The 21,672-nt window shown below is 52.8% G+C and carries 14 protein-coding genes; 12 read left to right on the top strand and 2 right to left on the bottom strand.

All coding sequences use genetic code 11. The annotated features are described in order from the left end of the window. Nucleotides 1-45: 45 nt before the first annotated feature. Entirely contained in the window at nt 46-1,656 is a 1,611-nt protein-coding gene (locus tag JNC80_RS03660; protein WP_376709641.1) for a phosphoenolpyruvate carboxykinase, read from the bottom strand. 311 nt (nt 1,657-1,967) lie between these two features. Here JNC80_RS03660 and JNC80_RS03655 point away from each other — a divergent pair, with 311 nt between their 5' ends. The 12 genes from JNC80_RS03655 (at nt 1,968) to trxA (ending at nt 20,110) form a co-directional block, all read left to right on the top strand. Next, nucleotides 1,968-2,687, top strand: a complete 720-nt coding sequence (locus JNC80_RS03655; RefSeq protein ID WP_022709262.1) for a response regulator transcription factor — start codon at nt 1,968-1,970, stop codon at nt 2,685-2,687. A 164-nt stretch (nt 2,688-2,851) separates the two neighbouring features. Further along, nucleotides 2,852-4,693 carry a sensor histidine kinase gene (locus tag JNC80_RS03650; protein ID WP_075653929.1) on the top strand — a complete coding sequence of 614 codons (1,842 nt, stop codon included), beginning with the start codon at nt 2,852-2,854 and terminating at the stop codon, nt 4,691-4,693. Between the two features lie 19 nt (nt 4,694-4,712). Continuing rightward, a complete protein-coding gene (locus JNC80_RS03645) occupies nt 4,713-5,195 on the top strand; it encodes an HPr kinase/phosphorylase (RefSeq protein ID WP_376709529.1) in 483 nt (160 codons plus the stop codon). Between the two features lie 285 nt (nt 5,196-5,480). Continuing rightward, entirely contained in the window at nt 5,481-5,882 is a 402-nt protein-coding gene (locus tag JNC80_RS03640) for a PTS sugar transporter subunit IIA (protein WP_022709258.1), read from the top strand. A 52-nt stretch (nt 5,883-5,934) separates the two neighbouring features. Next, a complete protein-coding gene (locus tag JNC80_RS03635; RefSeq protein WP_022709257.1) occupies nt 5,935-6,246 on the top strand; it encodes an HPr family phosphocarrier protein in 312 nt (103 codons plus the stop codon). Nucleotides 6,247-6,415: 169 nt separating this feature from the next. Continuing rightward, complete coding sequence (gene ahcY / locus JNC80_RS03630) at nt 6,416-7,816, top strand: adenosylhomocysteinase (protein WP_075653932.1); 1,401 nt, start codon at nt 6,416-6,418, stop codon at nt 7,814-7,816. Between the two features lie 199 nt (nt 7,817-8,015). After that, nucleotides 8,016-10,631 carry a sensor histidine kinase gene (locus JNC80_RS03625; RefSeq protein WP_376709528.1) on the top strand — a complete coding sequence of 872 codons (2,616 nt, stop codon included), beginning with the start codon at nt 8,016-8,018 and terminating at the stop codon, nt 10,629-10,631. An 87-nt stretch (nt 10,632-10,718) separates the two neighbouring features. Further along, complete coding sequence (gene tsaE, locus JNC80_RS03620; protein ID WP_376709527.1) at nt 10,719-12,239, top strand: tRNA (adenosine(37)-N6)-threonylcarbamoyltransferase complex ATPase subunit type 1 TsaE; 1,521 nt, start codon at nt 10,719-10,721, stop codon at nt 12,237-12,239. Nucleotides 12,240-12,250: 11 nt separating this feature from the next. Beyond that, nucleotides 12,251-12,991 carry a nucleotidyltransferase family protein gene (locus tag JNC80_RS03615; RefSeq protein ID WP_376709526.1) on the top strand — a complete coding sequence of 247 codons (741 nt, stop codon included), beginning with the start codon at nt 12,251-12,253 and terminating at the stop codon, nt 12,989-12,991. A 32-nt stretch (nt 12,992-13,023) separates the two neighbouring features. Then, complete coding sequence (addB, locus tag JNC80_RS03610) at nt 13,024-16,152, top strand: double-strand break repair protein AddB (RefSeq protein WP_376709525.1); 3,129 nt, start codon at nt 13,024-13,026, stop codon at nt 16,150-16,152. Further along, entirely contained in the window at nt 16,149-19,679 is a 3,531-nt protein-coding gene (addA, locus tag JNC80_RS03605) for a double-strand break repair helicase AddA (RefSeq protein WP_376709640.1), read from the top strand. The genes addB and addA overlap by 4 nt, the downstream gene beginning before the upstream one ends. Nucleotides 19,680-19,789: 110 nt before the next feature. After that, nucleotides 19,790-20,110, top strand: coding sequence for a thioredoxin (trxA, locus tag JNC80_RS03600; protein WP_022709960.1), 321 nt, complete (start codon nt 19,790-19,792; stop codon nt 20,108-20,110). 72 nt (nt 20,111-20,182) lie between these two features. Here trxA and JNC80_RS03595 read toward each other — a convergent pair whose 3' ends face one another. Then, on the bottom strand, nt 20,183-21,520 hold the full coding sequence (locus JNC80_RS03595; protein WP_376709524.1) for a bifunctional folylpolyglutamate synthase/dihydrofolate synthase: 1,338 nt from the start codon (nt 21,518-21,520) through the stop codon (nt 20,183-20,185). Nucleotides 21,521-21,672: the final 152 nt, after the last annotated feature.

Below are 21,672 nucleotides of genomic sequence, written 5' to 3'. Positions count from 1 at the left end.
GGTGCCTGAAAGGCACCGTTCTTAATTTCAGAAATGCAGATTTATTTATTCAGCAGCAATTGCCAGAGCCGGTGCCGCCGAACGGACTTCAGCATCTACATGATCTTCAAACTTGGCAAAGTTTGTGATGAACATGTTGGCCAGTTTTTTAGCCTGTGCGTCATAAGCAGCTTTATCCGCCCATGTTGAACGTGGGTCGAGAATGCTTGAATCAACACCCGGAACTGCAACCGGAACTTCAAAACCGAAGTTAGGGTCTGTGCGGAATTCCGCGCCATTGAGCGAACCGTCAAGTGCTGCGGAGAGCAGGGCGCGTGTTGCCTTGATCGGCATACGGTTACCGGTGCCGTAAGCGCCACCGGTCCAGCCGGTATTGACCAGCCAGCAGTCAACTTTGTGCTCAGCAATCAGCTTACGCAGCAGATCACCATATTCCGACGGATGGCGCGGCATGAAAGGCGCACCAAAGCAGGTGGAGAAGGTTGCTTCCGGCTCGGTCACACCTTTTTCAGTACCGGCAACCTTAGCGGTGTAACCGGACAGGAAGTGGTACATAGCCTGAGCAGGGGTCAGCTTGGCAATAGGAGGCATGACGCCGAACGCATCAGCTGTCAGCATGATAACATTCTTAGGCTGACCGGCAGTGCCTGTCTTGGATGCATTGGAGATGAAATCCAGCGGATAGGCTGCACGGGTATTTTCAGTGCGCGAACCATCGTTGAAATCCGGCTGGCGGTTTTCATCAAGAACAACATTTTCCAGCACAGTGCCGAAACGCTGTGTTGTGGAATAGATTTCCGGCTCAGCTTCTGCCGAGAGACGGATGGTCTTGGCGTAGCAGCCGCCTTCAAAATTGAAGATGCCGTTTTCGCTCCAGCCATGCTCATCATCACCGATCAGCGTGCGTGTCGGATCAGCGGAGAGGGTGGTTTTACCGGTGCCGGACAGACCGAAGAAAATCGCGGTGTCGCCGTTTGGTGCTGCATTAGCCGAGCAATGCATCGGCATAATGCCTTTTGCAGGCAGAATGTAATTCAGAGCGGTAAAGACCGACTTCTTCATTTCACCGGCATAGGAAGTACCGCCGATCAGCACAACTTTGTTGACCAGATCGCAGGCGATCACGGTTTCTGTACGGCAGCCGTATTTTTCAGGATCAGCGCGGAAGGATGGCAAATCAATAATGGTCATTTCCGGCATGAAGCTCTGCAGGGCAGCAATTTCAGGACGGATCAGCAGGTTGCGGATGAACAGCGAGTGCCATGCAAATTCGGTTACAACGCGAACCTTGATATTGTGCTCGGCATCGGCGCCGCCGATCAGATCCTGAACAAACAGTTCTTTGCCTTTGGCGTGCTCAATGAAATCGGCATGCAGCTTGGCAAAATTTTCCGGGCTCATCGGCTTGTTATTGTCCCACCAGATCTGGTCTTCGGTGGTTGCATCACGCACAACGAATTTGTCTTTAGGGCTACGTCCGGTATGTTGTCCGGTCACGGCCATCAAAGCGCCCTGTGCAGTCAGAGTTGATTCACCGCGGCGGATCGACTCCTCATAGAGCTGAGCCGGTCCGAAATTATAATAGACCGCGGCGAGGTCTTTTAGCCCCGTCGTTGCAATGGAAGCAGCTGGATTGCGATTGCCAGTCTCGATCATAATTTTCACTCGCAGTTTTCATTGGTTGGTCGACAGCGCATTTTCTCTCCGCGCTAAGGCAAAGTCACAACCAGATTAGCGAGACAATTTCAAATCTTTAATCGTTTAAAATTTTTTAAATTTTTTTTAAATCGTTTTTATGGCAATTTATTATGCCGCTATCCACATAAGCAAGGTGTCTGGAGCGGGTATAAATTGCAGGCGAAGCATCAGAAAAATTGCTGCTGCCTTACTTTGTACTTAATTTGTCCTGCTTAAAAGACGTGCTATATAAGTTGAATAGTCGAATTTGATTGAGGAGAAGCGACCTGATGAGGGAAGTTCCGGTAACACAGACCATTGCGCTCGTAGATGATGACCGCAATATCCTGACTTCTGTTTCCATTGCTCTGGAGTCGGAAGGCTATCGGGTCGAGACCTATACAGACGGTGCTTCCGCGCTGGATGGTCTGATGGCGCGTCCGCCAAATCTTGCAATTTTCGATATTAAAATGCCGCGTATGGATGGTATGGAACTGCTCCGCCGTCTGCGCCAGAAATCTGATCTGCCGGTGATCTTCCTGACATCGAAAGATGATGAGATTGACGAATTATTCGGCCTTAAAATGGGCGCGGATGATTTTATCACCAAGCCGTTCTCCCAGCGTCTGCTCGTAGAACGTGTTAAAGCGGTGCTGCGCCGTGTGGCGGCTCGTGAAGGTGCGGTTAAAAATCCGGGTCAGCCGACAAAGTCATTGCAGCGCGGCCAGCTGGAAATGGATCAGGAGCGCCATACCTGCACATGGAAGGGCGAACCGGTTACATTGACAGTGACTGAATTCCTTATCCTGCATTCGCTGGCACAGCGTCCGGGTGTTGTGAAAAGCCGTGATGCGCTGATGGATGCCGCTTATGACGAGCAGGTTTATGTGGATGACCGCACGATCGACAGCCATATCAAGCGTCTGCGTAAGAAGTTCAAAGTTGTTGACGATGATTTTGAAATGATTGAGACGCTTTACGGTGTTGGCTATCGCTTCCGCGAGGCGTAAAAGCCTCGCAATATAAGAAAGTACGAAGCGTAAGCGTTTCGTAATATAAAAAAAAGCCCGAAGCGTGAAGCTTTGCAAATATAGCTGATATAAAGGCACGGAGCGGTTATAATGCATTGCATAACCGCTCCGTCTTAATTCGCTGAAGGAACTGATCGCCCTCAATGGTCGCTGAAACAGAAAACAGAACGACATTGCGCCGCAAGGAACGTCTTGCGCGCCGTCAGCGCTCGCTTGTCTGGCGGCGTCTGTTTTCACCGCTGCGCCGTACATTGGGCAATTATGTTTTCTCCAGTCTGACCAAGCGTATTCTGTTTCTTAATCTGGCAGCGCTTGCGGTGCTGGTTTCGGGGATTATGTATCTCAACCAGTTTCGTGATGGTCTGGTGGACGCGAAGATTGAAAGTCTTCTGACGCAAGGTAAGATTATCGCGGCTTCCATTGCCTCATCGGCAAGCGTTGATACCAATTCGATTATGATCGATCCGGATAAGCTGCTGGAGCTGCAGGCCGGTCAGAGTATTACGCCTTCTCCGGATTCTCCGGATAACTGGGAATTTCCGATCAATCCGGAAAAAGTAGCGCCACTGCTGCGAACATTGATTTCTCCGACCAGTACCCGTGCGCGTATTTACGATAATAATGCCAATATCCTGCTGGACTCGCGCCATCTTTATTCGCGCGGACAGGTGCTGAGCTATGATTTGCCGGTACTGGATGAGGACGATCAGAGTTTTGGCGAGCAGATCAGCACATGGTTCAATAATCTGATTAACCGCAACAGTCTGCCGCTCTATCAGGAGCCGCCGGGCGGTAATGGTTCTGTCTATCCGGAAGTGATTACAGCTTTGACCGGTTCTTCCGGTAAAGCACAGCGCCGGAATGAAAAAGGCGAGTTGGTTGTCTCGGTTGCCGTTCCGATCCAGCGTTACCGTGCGGTGCTCGGCGTTTTGCTGATGTCGACCGAGGGCGGTGATATTGATAAGATTGTTCGTGGTGAGCGCAATGCGATCCTGCGTGTCTTTGTTGTTGTGTCGCTGGTGATGGTAATCCTGTCGCTGTTTCTGGCTTCTACGATTGCTAATCCGTTGCGCAAATTGTCTGAAGCAGCGGATCGTGTGCGCCACGGTATTAAAGGCCGTGTTGAAATTCCGGATTTCTCCGACCGTCAGGATGAAGTCGGCCATCTTTCCACATCGATCCGCGATATGACCGATGCGCTTTATGCACGTATTGAGGCGATTGAAAGTTTTGCGGCCGATGTCAGTCACGAGTTGAAAAATCCGCTGACTTCCTTACGCAGTGCAGTTGAAACGCTGCCTCTGGCGAAAACCGAGAGTGCTAAAAAACGTCTTCTTGACGTGATCCAGCATGATGTGCGGCGTCTTGATCGTTTGATTACCGATATTTCCGATGCATCGCGTCTGGATGCCGAACTTGCCCGTGAACATACGGATCGGGTGGATATGCAGGCGCTGCTTAATAATATTGTCGCAGCTGCGAGAGAAGTGCGCCGTAATAAAGTGGGTACAAAAATCCTGCTGGATATCGGCAAGCTTCCGGCAGGGGCAAAAGGTTTTTATCTGCCGGGGCATGATTTGCGGCTTGGTCAGGTTGTCTCTAACCTGATTGAAAATGCCCGTACCTTTGTGCCGGAAGATAATGGTGAAATCAGAATTTACCTGAACCATAAAGGTTCAAAAATTCAGGTTGTCGTTGAGGATAATGGTCCGGGTATCGGCGCTGAAAATATTGAACGTATTTTCGAGCGTTTCTATACGGATCGCCCGTCTTCGGAGGCTTTTGGTCAGAATTCCGGTCTGGGACTTTCAATCAGCCGGCAGATTATCGAAGCACATGGTGGTACACTAACGGCTTCTAATATTCCTGATCCTGAAGATGCTGAACATTGGCTGGGCGCGCGGTTCCTGATTGATTTGCCTGCGGAATTACCGGAAAACACCAGACGTCAGCGTGCACAGGCGGCACAGAATACGGAAAACTGATAACAAAGCGGAGAAACGCATGAGCAATTCTGAAAGTTTTGTGTTTCACGCCACATCTCTGGTTCTTGGTTCCTTTGGCATTTTAATATGCGGAGCTTCCGGCTCGGGAAAATCATCACTGGCGCTCACTCTGATCGAACGCGCGCAGCAGACAGGCCGTGTCGGCACATTGATTTCTGATGACCAGACAACGATCAGTACAGAAGAGGGGAAGCTGATCGCTTCCACACCTTCAGCGATTGCCGGTGCTGTTGAAATTCGCGGGGCAGGTTTATTTGAGGTGCCGTATCAGCCACAGGCAGAAATAAATCTGCTGGTCGAGCTGGTGAGTGCAGATAAAGCGCCCCGTTATCCGGCAGATGAAAAGCGCGAACTGGCAGGAGTTATGGTTCCTGTGCTGGTCTTGCCGGAATTGGCAGGGGATTGCGATTCGCTGCAATGTGCCAGAGCGATAGAAGCGACTTTATTTATGAAACGCTGGGGTAGCCGTGAAACTGCCTGAAAGCCTTTGTTTTTTAACGGCTGGTTTAGAATAAAATCTGTGTTTCAGTGCGGCATAACCGACGAAAGCCGTGGGGGGCTTTATTTTTTGCTTGCACTCATTATTCTCGGTGCCAACATAGAAGGTCTGGCCAATATTAAAAATCTGAGCCTGAATTCAGAAAATAGCGGCCATAGAATTTATGTCTTAGGGGTAAATGTCTGAACTTTTGGTTCGGATTGAGCTTACAAGCTTTTATATTGTGAGTGCGACAATGGAAAAGCGACCAGCAGGAGCAGTTTAATAATGATCGGACTCGTGCTTGTTACGCACGGAAGGCTGGCCGAAGAGTTTCACCATGCTGTTGAGCATGTTGTCGGCCCTCAGGAAAATTTCGAAACCGTTAGTATCGGTGCCGATGATGATATGGAAAAACGTCGTGAGGATATTGTCGCGGCGGTTGCTAAGGCCGATCAGGGGCAGGGTGTTATTATTCTGACCGATATGTTCGGCGGAACACCTTCCAATCTGGCAATTTCGGTGCTTGATGCGGGCAGGGTTGAGGTCATTGCCGGTGTTAATCTGCCGATGCTGATTAAACTGACCAGTGTGCGTCAGTCCGGTGATATGGAAGCATCATTGCGTGAAGCGCAGGATGCAGGCCGTAAATATATTAATGTTGCCAGTCAGGTACTGACGAGCAAATAACAAAGTCAGGCACTACGGGTAATCAGATAAGGCACTGACGGGAAAAATAAATATGGCTCAGGTTGCTGTCAGCGGATGTTATGAGCCTGATAAGGCAGAGACCCGCAAATTTACGATCGTGAATAAGCGGGGTCTGCATGCGCGGGCTTCGGCAAAATTCGTGCAATTGGTGGATAGTTTTGACGCTCATGTCCGTGTTGAAAAAGACGGAATGAGTGTTGGCGGCACATCGATTATGGGGTTGATGATGCTTGCCGCATCACCGGGATGTTGCATTGATGTCAGCGCCTGCGGCGTTGAGGCAACAGCCGTACTTGATGCGCTGGAGCAGCTTGTCGGCGATAAATTCGGCGAAGAATGCTAAAGAGACTTAATTCAGTTTTTAAAAGCACCGGTCACTCCGGTGCTTTTTTATTGGCTGACTCAGGTTACATAAAGATATAAAGATTGCCTTATATTTTTGTTTGAGCCGCTTTCTCTGATCTGCTACACATATTTTTATTGAAGTTGTAACAGCTGAAAGCGGAGTGCAGATGTCTGTATCGGGAGAATATATCATCAAGGATATCGGTCTGGCTGACTGGGGACGCAAGGAAATCGTCATTGCGGAAACAGAAATGCCGGGTCTGATGGCATCGCGTGAGGAATTCGGGCCGAAACAGATATTGAAAGGCGCACGGATTTCCGGTTCCCTTCATATGACAATCCAGACTGCCGTACTGATTGAAACACTTCAGGCGCTGGGTGCGGAAGTGCGCTGGGCGTCCTGCAATATCTTCTCGACACAGGATCATGCTGCGGCGGCAATTGCGGCTGAAGGTACACCGGTTTTCGCAATCAAGGGTGAAACACTGGAGGAATACTGGACCTATACGGACAAAATCTTCCAATGGCCGGATGGCGAGCCTTCCAATCTGATCCTCGATGATGGCGGCGATGCCACCATGTATATTCTGATCGGTGCACGTGCTGAGGCCGGTGAAGATGTTCTGTCAAAACCGGGCAGTGAAGAAGAGGAAATTCTCTTCGCTCAGATCAAAAAACGTATGGCTGAAACGCCGGGCTTTTTCACCCGTCAGCGCGCGGCACTGAAAGGTGTGACGGAAGAAACCACCACCGGTGTGAACCGCCTTTATCAATTGCAGCGTGCAGGTCAGCTGCCTTTCCCTGCGATTAACGTCAATGACAGCGTAACCAAATCGAAATTCGACAATAAATACGGCTGTAAAGAATCGCTGGTGGACGGTATCCGTCGCGGTACCGATGTGATGATGGCCGGTAAAGTGGCAATTGTCTGCGGTTATGGCGATGTGGGTAAAGGCTCAGCACAATCACTGCTTGGTGCCGGTGCCCGTGTCAAGGTCACGGAAGTTGATCCGATCTGCGCCCTGCAGGCCGCTATGGACGGTTTTGAAGTGGTGACCTTGGATGATGCCGCAGCGGATGCGGATATTGTCATTACCACAACCGGCAATAAAGACGTCATCACTATCGAGCATATGCGCAAGATGAAAGATATGGTGATTGTCGGCAATATTGGCCATTTTGATAATGAAATTCAGGTAGGTGCGCTGCGCAATCTGAAATGGACGAATATCAAGCCGCAGGTGGATATGATCACCTTCCCGGATGATAAACGTCTGATCCTGTTATCTGAAGGTCGTCTGCTCAATCTCGGCAATGCGACCGGCCATCCGAGTTTTGTTATGTCGGCCTCTTTCACCAATCAGGTACTGGGTCAGATCGAGTTGTTCACCCGTGGCGAGACTTATAAAAACGAAGTTTATGTGCTGCCGAAACACCTCGATGAAAAGGTTGCGCGGCTGCATCTGGCCAAGCTTGGCGTGAAGCTGACTGTGCTTTCTGAGGAACAGGCTGCATATATTGGTGTGACACCACAGGGACCGTTTAAATCGGATCACTACAGGTATTAACTATAGTTTAATTAACATACAACATATTGTGGCCGGAAGGATTGACATTCTTCCGGCCTTTATTTTTGCGCCCGCAGCGCTTCAAACAGATTCCCTGTAGCTGTATTGTGCTATGATTCGAAGATAATGGCAGAAAATTCTGCCTCTGATTTTTAAACAGTTATGAAGCAGCAAATGCTGCGGCGGAGAATTTTAAGGCATGTCAGGTGTCAGTTCATTTCGAAATATTGGCTCTGTTATAAGCCGTCATTTTCGCAAAGCTCTGGCAGCGACAGCCGCATTTTCTTCTGTTTTATTCTCCGGTCAGGCACTGGCACAAAGCTATGATATCGGGCGGATTCCGATGCCGGGCGGCAGCACATTAGGCCCGAATGAAGTGGTGCAATTTGCCATTGTTGTGGGGGTAACAGGTGCTGCACTTTTGTCGGTCAGCTGGATCATCCGCAGCCGTAACCGTGTTAACCGCGAGAACAGTGCTTTGCGTGCCCGTGTTGCTGATCTCAGCCATGCAGTGACGCGCAGCGAAACCCTGCTTAATTTGAAAGATCAGCGTATTGTGGTCTGGGCAGGCGCAGAACCGGCAAAACGCGGGACGCCACAACATAATACGCAGACAGAAGTGCTGGGTCAGTTGCCGGTAGCCAGCGGAGTGCCGCAGGATCCGGCGGCTTTTTTAAGTTTCGGGCGCTGGTTGCGCACCGATTCCGTAGTGGCATTGGAGCGCGCGATTTTATCGCTGCGCGAATATGGCCGCTCCTTTGATTTTCTGGTTGAGACCAATAACGGCACCATGCTCGAAGTGCAGGGGCAGACAACCGGTGCCTATGCCATTACCCGCTTCATTAATGTAGACGGTGTTCAGGCCAGAGCCGCGCAATTACAGGTACAGAATAATGAGCTGTCCGACACGCTGACAATGCTCCATGCACTTCTGAACCGTCTGGATCAGACTGTCTGGACACGGGATGTGGAAGGGCGGCTGAACTGGGCGAATAATGCCTATGTACAGGCTGTCGGTGCGAGTGATCTCGATCAGGTTCTGCAGGAAGGGCGCGAATTGCTGGGCGAGCAGGCGCGCCAGAAGATTGAGCGCGAGCGCGTTCTGTCAGCTGATCCGTCTGCGGCTAATCTGAGCCATCAGCCGGTTATGATGCAGGCAACACAACAGGGCGCATCCATTGCCACTTTCCGTGACCGGCTGGCCACTGTAATTGCCGGTGACCGCCATATGCTGGATGTGGCGGAGGTTTCCTGTTCGGCTGGTTCTGCCGGTTTTGCAGCCAATATGAGCGACCTGGAGCAGGTGCGGGCAGAATTGCAGCGCACGCTCCGCAGCCATGCGGAAACTCTCGACCAGCTTTCAACAGCTGTGGCGATTTTTGATCCTGAAATGAAGCTGCAATTCTTCAATCAGGCTTTTGCCAAATTATGGTCTCTGGATATTGCCTATCTGGAAAGCCATCCGAGCAATGCCATGCTGTTTGATGGTTTGCGCAGTGACGGCAAATTGCCGGAACAGCCGGAATGGCGACGCTGGAAAGAATCCATGCTCTCGGCCTATCGTGCTGTTGATCCGCAGGAACATTGGTGGCATCTGCCGGACAGCCGCACCTTGCGCGTGGTTGCCAATCCGCATCCGCAAGGCGGTGTGACATGGTTCTTCGAGAATATGACCGAGAAATTCGATCTCGAAAGCCGCTATAATACTTTGATGAAGGTGCAGGGCGAAACGCTGGATCATCTGGCGGAAGGTGTGGCTGTGTTCGGTGCTGACGGGCGTATCCGTCTATCCAATCCGGCTTTTGCCGAATTGTGGTCGATCCCGCCGACAATTGCCGTTGAAGGCACGCATATTTCGGTCATTCGCAAGCAGTGCAAAGAACTAGCCGATGACCGTTATTGGGACGAGTTTGTCTCGGCAGTCACCGGTATTGCCGACAAGCGCGAAGGTACACAGGGGCAGGCGGAACTGTCTACCGGCACGATCCTTTCTTATGCCGTTGTGCCGCTGCCAAAAGGGCAGATGATGCTGACCTTTGTCGATGTGTCCGATACTGTGCATGTGGAGCGGGCGCTGAAAGACAAGAATGAAGCGCTGGAACTGGCCGATCAGATCAAGAATGATTTCGTTCAGCACGTATCCTATGAGCTGCGTTCGCCGCTCACCAATATTATCGGCTTTACCGAACTGTTGCAGACACCGGGCTTCGGTGAGTTGAACAATCGTCAGCGCGAATATGTTGAACATATCAGCACATCTTCCCTGACTCTGCTGACCATTGTGAATGATATTCTTGATCTGGCGACCGTCGATGCCGGTATCATGGAGCTGGATGTCAGCGATGTACCGGTGCGTGATGCTGTTACCGCTGCCAGCGAACGCGTCGCAGACCGTCTGCGCGAACATAATATTGCGCTGCAGATCAATATTGAAAATGCTGTCACCAGTTTCCGCGGCGATGCCAACCGTGTGCATCAGGTGCTGTTCAACCTGCTGAGCAATGCGGCCAATTATGCGCCGGAAGGTTCGGTTGTCGGTCTGGATGCGCGTCTTGATGGTGATCATATTCTTTTCAGTGTCCACGATAACGGGCCGGGCATGCCTAAAGAAGTGCTGGATACGGTATTCAAACGCTTCCAGTCGCACAGCAATGGCGGCCGTCGCCGTGGTGCAGGGCTTGGTTTGTCACTGGTGAAAAGCTTTGTGGAGCTGCATGGCGGTACGGTTGATATCCGCACGGCACCGTCGTCAGGCACAACTGTGCTTGTTCGTTTCCCGCTGGATGCGCGCCTGTATCGTGCAGCAGCCGAATAACCGGATCAGGCTGTCTTTTCCTCTGAATATCATTATTCTCATCATGTCCGGAGATGACGGGCAGAGCATATAATAACGGAAGCTGATATGGCTGATGAACAGGATAGCAGCACTCTCTATACGGTAGAGTTAGTGTTGGAAAATGAAGCCGCGATGATCCGTTTTGCGGAAGATATCGCACTGGCTCTCACCAAGGGTGATCTTGTCACATTAAAAGGCGATCTGGGTGCAGGCAAATCCACTTTAGCGCGGGCAATTATACGCACTATAGCCAATGATGATTTCTATGAAGTACCGAGTCCGACATTTACGCTGGTGCAGTCGTATCCTGAATTACGTTTACCCATAGCCCACACAGATCTCTATCGTCTGTCCTCACCGGAAGAACTGGATGAGCTGGGGCTTGATGAGGCGCTGGAAAGCGGTGCTGTGCTGGTGGAATGGCCACAGCAGGGCGAGGGCGTTTTGCCTGCACCAACTATTGCGATCAGTATTGATCATGAAGGTGACGGTCGTCGCCTGACGATGGAAGTAACAGCCAAAGCGGCACGGCGTATTTCCCGTTCACTTGGTATTCGTAGTTTTCTCGGAAAATCAGGTCGTCATCATGCCAGCCGCCGTTATTTGCTGGGCGACGCATCGCCGCGCGGCTATGAACTGATTACCAGTGACAGTGGCACTGAAATCCTGATGAATGCACCGGCAATGCCTTATGATCCGCCGGTCAAAGACGGACGTCCGTATCGCCAGATTGCCCATCTGGCGGAGAATATGGATGCTTTCGTTGCGATGAACCGGTTGCTGCGTGAAAAAGGTTTCCGCGCACCGGAAATTCTGGCGCTTAATCTCGATCGTGGTTTTCTGCTGATGGAGCATCTGGGCGCAGAAGGCGTTCTGGATAGTGAAGGCAAACCAATCGCAGAGCGCTATGTAGCGGCAGCACGGATGCTGGCGCATCTGCATCAACATGATTGGCCGCAGGATATTGCGATCAGTGAAGACCGTACCCATCATTTGCATATGTTTGACCGTGATGCGATGCTGATCGAAGCAGAATTGCTGCCGGTCTGGTATCTGCCCTATGTGCAGGGCGAGCCTGCCAGTGCAGACCAGACACAGAGCTTTGAACAGGCATGGGACAGCGTATTCAAAAGCCTTGAAAACGCAGAATATAACCTGCTGATGCGCGATTATCATTCGCCGAATATTCTCTGGCAGGATAAGGAGAAAGGCATAGCCCGCCTAGGCATTATTGATTTTCAGGACGCGATGATAGGCCCGTCCGCCTATGATCTGGCGTCACTGGCAATGGATGCCCGTGTGACAATTCCTGATGAGTTACAAGATCAGATTGTCGTGGCTTATTGTGATGAGCGCCGCAAGCTGGCCAAGGCTTTTGACGAAGAGGCCTTCCGTTCGGCCTATGCGATTATGGCTGCGCAGCGTAACACCAAAATTCTTGGCATTTTTGTACGCTTGTTCAAACGCGATGGTAAGCCGGCTTATTTGCAGCATCTGCCGCGTATTCAGGCCTATGCAGCGCGTGCCTTGCAGCATCCGTCTCTCGCACGGTTACGCAAATGGTATCAGGACAATGGTCTTTTGTAGGATTAATACCCATGCCGGATAAGAAGAACTCAGAAGCATTCGCCCCTGATACAGCCATGGTACTGGCGGGTGGCTTGGGTACGCGGATGCGCCCGCTGACCCTGACCAAGCCAAAGCCGCTGATCGAGGTTGCAGGACGCACCTTGATTGATCGCGGGCTGGATGCGTTGGTTGAGGCCGGTGTTAAAAAGGCAGTGGTTAATGTGCATTATCTGGCCGATCAGATGGAAGAGCATCTGAAAACCCGTGATGACATTGCGATCACCATTTCCGATGAGCGCGAACTGCTGCTCGATTCCGCAGGCGGTATTCTCAAAGCTCTGCCGGAGCTCGGCGATAAGACATTTTATATCCTCAATGCCGATACATTTTGGGTTGATAGCCAGAATTCCAATCTGAAGCGTCTTGCGCAAAGCTGGGATGAAAGCAGAATGGATATTCTGCTGATGCTGGCAGACCGGCATCATTCCACCGGTCATGAAGGACGCGGCGATTTTCATCTCAATGAAGACAGCACATTGCGCCGTGTGCCTGTGGATGAGCGTTCCGATTATATTTATGCCGGTGCGGCACTGGTTAATCCGCAGCTTTTTGCCGGAAAAGAGATCAGCGTTTCTTCGCTCAACAGCTATTTTAACGCCGCCATTGCCGCAGGCCGGCTTTACGGTATGGTCATGCAGGGACATTGGCTGACGGTCGGTACGCCGGAGGCAATCGGCGAGGCAGAAGCTGCCCTTTTGACACTCGCGTAAAGCAGAATATTCAGTTTTAGGGAGACGGGTCTATGAGCGAGCGGCGTCCGCGTCTTTATTCGATTGCATCGGGAACACCATTTCTGCCGCGTTTTGCCGATGCTTTGCTGAATGGTGAGCTGATTGAAGGCTTTGGTGCTGATGCAGGCAATCCGCTGGCTCTGGCCGACGCGGTGATCTATGTGCCGACACGCCGTGCTGCCCGTGCTCTGCGCGCTTTGCTGGTTGACCGGAATCCGGCTAATGCCGCTCTTTTGCCGTCTATCCGCCCGCTCGGTGATGTGGAAGAAAGTGCGGCGCTGTTTGACAGTGCCGCAGAAGAGTTTCTTCAACTTGCCCCGCCGATGAGTGAGCCGGAACGCCTATTATTGCTCGCGCAGCTGATCCGCCCGTGGCGCGAAAGCCTGCCGTCGCATATCCGTGCCATGTTCGGTGCAGAGGATATTGCCATTCCGGCAACCACTGCTGATGCCATCTGGCTGGCGCGTGATCTGGTGCGGCTGATGGATCAGGTGGAGACAGAAGGCGCAGACTGGAGCGAGCTTGGTCTGATCGCACCGGAAGAACTTGCCGACTGGTGGCGGGTGACACTGCAATTTCTGGAAATCGTCACCAAGATCTGGCCGGATGTTCTGGCTGAGCGCAATCGCTCTAATGCTTCGCAGCACCGCAACTGGCTGATTGAATTTGAAACGCAGCGGATGCAGAAAAATCCGCCGCAAGGCCCTGTGATTGTGGCCGGTTCCACCGGCTCAATTCCGGCAACGGCAAAACTGGTAGCAACCATCGCTCGCTTGCCAAAAGGTGCAGTGGTATTTCCGGGGCTGGATCGTGATCTGGATGAGAAAGCGTGGACCTTGCTTGCCGACGGGCTGAATAATCCGTCTACCTACGGCCACCCGCAATATGGGTTGCGCAAGCTTCTGGATCAGATGCAGTGTCGTCGTGAAGATGTGCAGCATCTGGAAATTACGAATCCGGCTAAGCGTATACGTGAGCACATTGTCAGTGAGGCACTGCGTCCGGCAGAAACCACAGACCTATGGGGGCATTTAAAGCTCGATGCACAGGCTGTGCGCGATGCGATGAAGAATGTGGCACTGATCGAAACCGCCAATGAGCGTGAAGAAGCGCTGGCAGTGGCACTGGCTTTGCGGGATGCGATTGAAGCGCCGAATAAAACCGCAGCTTTGGTGACGGTTGACCGTAATCTGGCGCGGCGTGTGGTGCTGGAACTTACACGTTTCGGCATTGATGCGGATGATTCCGGCGGTAAACTCCTGCGCGATACAGAGGCGGTTATTCTGCTGCGCCTGTTGATTACCTGTGTATTTGAGCCGGGTGATCCGGTGGCACTGCTGGCATTGGCCAAGCATCCGCTGGTGCGGCTGGGGCAAAAGCGTGGTGATCTGCGTCGTGCCGCGGAAATGCTGGAACTGGTTGCGTTACGCGGCGGTACGGGCAGGGCGGATATTGCCGATTTGCCAGGCTTTCTTGAACAAAAAATGATGGAAGCCTCTGCAAGGCCTTATGAACCGGCGTGGCAGGATAATATTGCGGCGGCAGAGCTACTTCAGTTGCAGAGTTTCTGTGCGGCTATGACTGCAGCTGTGGCACCGCTAACTGATCTCATCCGCATTCAGGCGCGGATTGAAGTACCGCAGATCATGCGGGCGAGTGTCGAGGCACTGGAAAATCTGGCACGGGATATCGATGATACCGTGCATCTGCTCTATCAGGGGCAGCAGGGTGAGCAGTTCAGTGCGTTTCTGCGCCAGCTGATTGCCGCTGATACAGGACTGGATTTTCTGCCGGAAGAATGGCCGGATATGTTTGAAGCGCTGCTGGCCAATGAAACGGTCAAGCCGCATCCAGGTGGCCATCCGCGTGTGTTTATCTGGGGGGCGCTGGAGGCGCGTCTTCAGACTGTTGATACGGTGATTGTCGGCGGGTTGAATGAGGGGATCTGGCCAGCCAAAACCCGCAATGATCCGTTCATGTCGCGCCCGATGAAAGGCATGATCGCGCTTGATCCGCCGGAAGTGCGTACCGGCCTTGCCGCGCATGATTTTGCCATGGCTACGGGTATGGAACAGGTGATTTTCTCTCGCTCGCAGCGCTCTGAAAATGCGCCGACTGTGCCGTCGCGCTGGTTGCTGCGACTGGAAACGGTGACGGGTAAAGCGGTAACGGACGCCATGCGTGAACGCGGCGGCAAATATCTGTACTGGGCGCGTCTGCTCGATGTCAGCCCCGATGTGCCGTTTGTCTCGCGTCCGGAACCGAAACCGCCGGTGGATGCGCGACCGAAACATTTCTCGGTGACAGAAATTGAAACACTGCGCCGCGATCCTTATGCAATCTATGCCAAGAAAATCCTGCGTCTGCGTGCATTGGAACCGCTGATCCGCGATCCGGCTGCAGCTGAACGCGGAACGCTGTTTCATGATATTCTCGGCGAATTTACCCGCCGCGATATTGACCCTCTGTCACCGCAGGCGGAAGAAGAATTGCTGGAAATCGGGCGCGGTGCTTTCACTGATGCCGATCTGCCGCCGGAGATAGAAGCCGTGTGGTGGCCGCGTTTTACTGCGCTGATACCGGAGTTCTTACATTGGGAACGTGAACGCGCGCCTTATGTGCGTGAGCGCCATGCGGAGATTTCATCGGCAAAAGCGGTTGTCGAGCCGCTGGCTGTGACACTGTCCGGACGTGCTGACCGTATTGATGTAATGCGCGACGGCACGACAGTGGTGATTGATTATAAGACCGGTTCCACACCATCGGTGCGCCAAGCCCATGTGCTTTTATCGCCGCAGCTGGCATTGGAAGCAGCTCTGTTGCGCCGTGGTGCGTTTAAAGAGATCGGCCAGAGCGATGCACAGGATTTGCTCTATGTGCGTTTGCAGGGCGGCGGAAGGCTCAAGCCGGAATCCATTCTCAGTACGGATCGCGGTGCCAGCGTGAAAACCGCTGTGGAATTGGGTGAAGAATCGTGGACGCGTCTCGGAGAATTGCTCACGGAATATAATCGCGAGGAGCAGGGCTATCGTTCCCGTGCTTTGCCGTTTCGTGAAAGTGATCTGACGGGTGATTATGATCATCTGGCGCGTGTTCTGGAATGGTCTGCCGGTGGTGCTGATGAAGGCGGTGATGTATAATGAAACCTAAAATCATTCCGCAGGAAACCATTGATGCACAGGCCAAGGCTGCAAACCCTTACGATTCCGTCTGGGTATCGGCCAATGCCGGTTCCGGTAAAACCCATGTGCTGACAGAACGGGTGATCCGGCTGCTGCTGGAGGGAACAGACCCGTCAAAAATCCTTTGTCTGACCTATACCAAAGCCGCAGCGGCAGTGATGCAGAACCGTGTTTTCCAGCGCTTGTCGGAGTGGGCAGTACTGGATGATGAAGGCTTGAGCAAAAAGCTTGAGAGTCTGGAAAAACGCGAGCCCGATGCAATCCGTCTTGAAATTGCACGGCGTTTGTTTGCCCGCGCTTTGGAAACGCCGGGCGGTCTGAAAATCCAGACCATTCATGCTTTTTGTGAATCCATTCTGCACCAGTTTCCGCTCGAAGCGAATATTGCCGGTCATTTTGAAATGCTCGACGATATGATGCAGACGGCGCTGGTAGGGGAAGCGCGGCGGCAATTGCTGGAAGTGGCCTCCACCTCTGCCCATGCGGGTCTGGCTGAAGCTTTTGCCACGGTGCTGGAAACCGCCGGTGAAATGGGACTGGAAAATCTGCTGGATGAAGCGGTGTCCAAGCGCCATGCCTTGCATGGTTTTATCCGGCAGACCGGCGTTGCCGAAACCCGTCAGGATGTTTTTTACCGTCATTTCGGCTTTGATCCGGAAGATAGTGAAGCTGATATTCTCTCCGATCTCTGGCCGGTGGCTGAATTTTCAGAAGATGTGCTGGATGCGGTGATGAATTTGCGCAAGCCTGCTGCCCGTGCGCAGGATGTGGTGCTGCAATTGCGGATGATTAAACCGCAGACCACACCGGCACAGATGCAGGATATTCTGCGCAAGGCATTTCTCAAGTCCACAGGCGAGCCGAAAAACGGCTCATGGGTGGCGACTGCTGCGGTCAAAGCGGAACTACCGGATTTCGAAGACGACTTTAACCGTGTTGCTGCCGATATTCATGAAGGGCTCGACCGGCTTAAATTGCTGAAGCTGATCCGGCTCAATCTTGCAGCCTTCACGCTGATTGATGATCTGCTGTCGCGCTATGAGAAGATGAAGCGCAATCGCGGCTTGCTGGACTTTGACGATCTGATCAACCGTACAGTCTCGCTGTTGTCACGCAACGGCGCGGGCATGTGGGTGCAGTATAAGCTTGATCGCGGTATCGACCATATTCTGGTCGATGAGGCGCAGGATACCAGCCCTGAACAGTGGCAGGTTATCAATATGCTCTCCGCCGAGTTCTTCTCCGGCTCGGGGCAACGTGATGTCCGCCGCACTCTCTTTGCGGTGGGCGATGAGAAACAGTCGATCTATTCGTTTCAGGGCGCACGTCCTGAGGATTTTGCCGCGACCGGTAAGGCGGTTTCACGCATGGCAGCGCGTGCGGAATTGAGCTTTGAAAAAGTCAGTCTCAATTTCTCGTTCCGCTCGACACCGGATGTGTTGTCGGCGGTGGATACGGTATTTTCGCGCGAAGAAGCTTTTCGCGGACTTGGTATTGAGCGGCAGCCAACCGTTCATGCGGCGATCCGTTCCAATGACGCCGGTGAGGTTGAGGTCTGGGATATTCTGACGCCGGAAAAGGTTGAAGAGGTTGAGGACTGGCGTACACCGATCGACCAGTTACCTGCACCGGCCGTCAAGCTGGCTGAGCAGATTGCCACCACTATACGTCATTGGCTGGATACAGGCGAGCCGATCCATGGCAAGGGGCGGCGCATGGAGCCGCGCGATATTATGGTGCTGGTACGCAAGCGTGATCTGTTCATGCCCGCAATTTCCCGTGCCTTGAAAAATCGCGGTGTGCCGGTGGCCGGTGCTGACCGTCTGCGCCTGACCAGCCATATCGGAATTAAAGACCTGATGGCTGTCGGGCGCTTTGTGCTGCAACCGGCGGATGATCTGTCACTGGCAAGTGTACTGAAAAGCCCGCTCTTTGGTTTAACCGAGGAACAGCTTTATCGTCTTGCGCAGCCGCGAGGGACAAAGCAGACGCTTTATGCAGCGATGGAGAAGCTGGGTGAAAGCGATGCGCCGGATGCGGGCGCATGGCAGGTGCTGTACACAAAGCTGCGTCGCTGGCGCAATATGGCCGATACAATGCCGGTCTTTGAGTTCTATGCCCGTATTTTGGGGCAAGATGGCGGACGGCGTAAATTGCTGGCACGGCTCGGGCCGGAAGCCGGTGATGTGATCGACGAATTCCAGAACTACGCATTGGCAACCGAGCGCAGTGGTCTGCCAGGGTTACAGGCCTTTTTGGAAACGTTGGAAGCAGCCTCGCCGGAGATTAAGCGCGAGCTGGATCAGAACCGCGATGAAGTGCGTATCATGACGGTGCATGCCTCCAAGGGGCTGGAAGCGGCTGTGGTTTTCATGGTTGATCCCGGCAATGCCGCATGGTCGGCAGGGCGTGCACCAAAGCTGCTGAGCTTTGATATGGCTGAACCGGACGGTTATGAAGGCAAAGGCTTTCTCTGGCTGCCGAAAAGCGATTACGGCACCGGTTTTACTGCGGAGCTGCTGGAAGAGCTCAAAACCCGTTCTGAGGAAGAATATCGCCGCCTGCTTTATGTCGGCATGACCCGCGCCGAAGACCGGCTGATCCTGTGCGGTTATCGCGGCGAGCGCGAGAGCGAAAACACATGGCTGAAACTGGCTTCTGACGGGCTGGGAGATGAGGCCGTGGCCTATGATCATCCGGTTGAGGGTGTGAGCGCACGCCGCTATCGCAAGACAGAACTGGCGGAACTGGAGATACAGGACAAAGCGGATGCGACTGAGACCGCTTATCCGTCATTGCCTGAGCATTATCGCAGGCCGCTGGAGCCGGAGCAGGGGCTGCCGCGTCCGCTGACGCCATCCGGCGCCTCTGCACTGATTGAGGCTGATGCGGAGCAGGTTGTACGCAGCGGTTCGCCGGTGCTGGAGCAGGGCGTACAGACCGAGGGCGGTGGCCGCAGTTTCGGTTTACAGCGCGGTACAGTGATCCACACATTGTTGCAGCGCCTGCCGGATTTGCCTGCGGAACAACGCGAGCAGGCGGCGCAGCGTTATCTGAATATTGCTGCCGGCGATTGGCATGAATCACAGCGTGAAAAAGCACTGGCAGCGGTCAGTACTATTCTGAATGATCCGCAATTTGCTGCGGTATTTTCACCCGCTTCCAAAGCTGAAGTCTCATTGATGGGCAAACTGCAATTGCGCGGCAAGGAACAGGTTGTTTCCGGCCAGATCGACCGGATTTGTGTTGAAGAAGACCGTGTGCTGATTGTGGATTATAAGAGCAATCGCCCGCCAGCCCGCACGCAGCAGGAAGTGCCGCAGGCCTATATCACTCAGCTTGCACTGTATCGCGCGCTGGTTGAGCCGCTTTATCCGCATAAACGTGTTGAGGCTGCATTGCTGTTCACTGAAGGGCCGCATCTGATTGTGCTGGATGAGGATGTGATGGAACATGCGCTGATTGCTCTGGGCAAGGCTGTATGAAGAGGTCGCTTCGAAAACTATATTGACCTTTCATCACAATGACACCACATATCAGCTAATAATGAATTTCATAGCAGGTTTTGGCCTGTAACAGCGAAAGAGGAAAGCCTATGGCGACCGTTAAAATTGACAATAGCAATTTCGAATCCGATGTGCTGAAAGCTTCTGAGCCGGTTGTGGTGGATTTCTGGGCGGAATGGTGCGGACCTTGCAAAATGATTGCACCGGCTCTGGAAGAAATTTCATCGGAAATGTCCGGTCAGGTGAAGATCGCTAAAGTCAATATCGATGAAAATCCGGAACTGGCTGCGCAATATGGCGTACGTTCCATCCCGACATTGCTGATGTTCAAAAATGGTGAAATCGCTGCCAACATGGTTGGTGCAGCACCAAAGAGCCGTCTGGCCGACTGGATTAAAGCTTCGGCTTAATCGGATACGAACTACCAAAAAAGCCCCGCATGAGTGCTCATGCGGGGCTTTTTTATTTATACAGATCAGTGCTTATTGCGGCGGTGTGTTATTTGCTGCCAGCACATCGCCTGCCAGATATAGCGAGCCGCCGATCAGAATGCGCGGCGCAATCACCTCATCTTTGACTTGTTCTTTGATGGCTTTGAGCCCTTCAGCCACACTTGCAACCGGCAGAGCTTCCAGACCGGCTCTGCGCGCTGCATCGGCCAGTGTTTCATGGTCAATACCGGAATCGCTGGAACTGATTGCTACCGTATAGACCTGTCTTGCCATGCCGGTGAAAGCTTCAAAATAACCGACTGGATCTTTGGTATTGATCATACCGGTAATCAGATAGAGCGGACGCGGATCACGCTCCTCCAGCTCGGCAAGCGCCTCGGCAATGACCACACCTGCACCAGGATTATGCCCGCCATCAAGCCAGACTTCAGCCTTTTCAGGGGCAAAACGCATCAGATCGCCTTGTGTCAGACGCTGCATACGCGCTGGCCATGTCACAGATGTCATGGCTTTCTCAACAGCCTGATCGCTTAGAGCAAAACCGGCCTCGCGCACGGCTTTGATGGCTGCTGCGGCATTGGCAATCTGGTGGCGGCCCGGCAGGCGCGGTAGCGGTAGATCAATCAATCCGCTCTCATCCTGATAGACCATGCGGCCATGTTCCTGATAGGCGAGAAAATCCTGCCCGAAAACGCTCAGCGGACAACGCAAACGGTCTGCAATATCAATCATCACCTGACGGGCATCATCGCTGCTCTGGAAGCCGATCACCACCGGACAACCGCGCTTGATAATACCGGCTTTTTCAGCGGCAATGATTTCGACTTTATCGCCGAGATAGGACTGATGATCGAGCGATACCGGCATAATCAATGAGACAGCAGGTTTGGTGATGACATTGGTGGCGTCAAAGCGTCCGCCAAGACCAACTTCCAGAATAACTGCATCTGCCGGATGCTCGGCGAAAAGAATAAAGGTCACGGCGGTCAGAAGCTCGAATACGGTGATCATATGCTCACCATTCGCCTCTGTTACCCGTGCAACGGCATCGGACAGCGTTGCATCATCAACCAGCTGGCCGGTTTCACCTTTGCGCCCCAGACGATAGCGCTCATGCCAGTTCACCAGATGCGGGGAGGTATGCACATGCACTGCCAGTCCCTCTGCTTCCAGCAATGCGCGGGCGAAAGCAGTGGCTGAACCCTTGCCGTTGGTACCGGCAATATGGATGATTGGCGGCAACTTATCCTGCGGATTGCCCAGCGCTTCCAGCAGGCGGCTGATGCGCTCAAGTGACAGATCAAAACCCTTCGGGTGTTTTTCCAGAAGGCGTTCAATACGATGTGCGGCGGTGAGATTTTGTGTCATGGCAGATCCGAAAATGCTCTATCTATTTGCTTTTACGCGTATCTTATTCCAATCGAAGCAGGAAAAGAAATCAGTCCAGTGAACTGATTTCCCTGCGAAGGCGCTTCACACTTTTCGGGATACGCTCTGATAATCGCAGATGAACTGACCAG

Source organism: Pseudochrobactrum lubricantis, from assembly GCF_041929865.1.
Classification (GTDB): domain Bacteria; phylum Pseudomonadota; class Alphaproteobacteria; order Rhizobiales; family Rhizobiaceae; genus Pseudochrobactrum; species Pseudochrobactrum saccharolyticum.
This window is presented reverse-complemented; position numbering and strand designations above follow the sequence as displayed.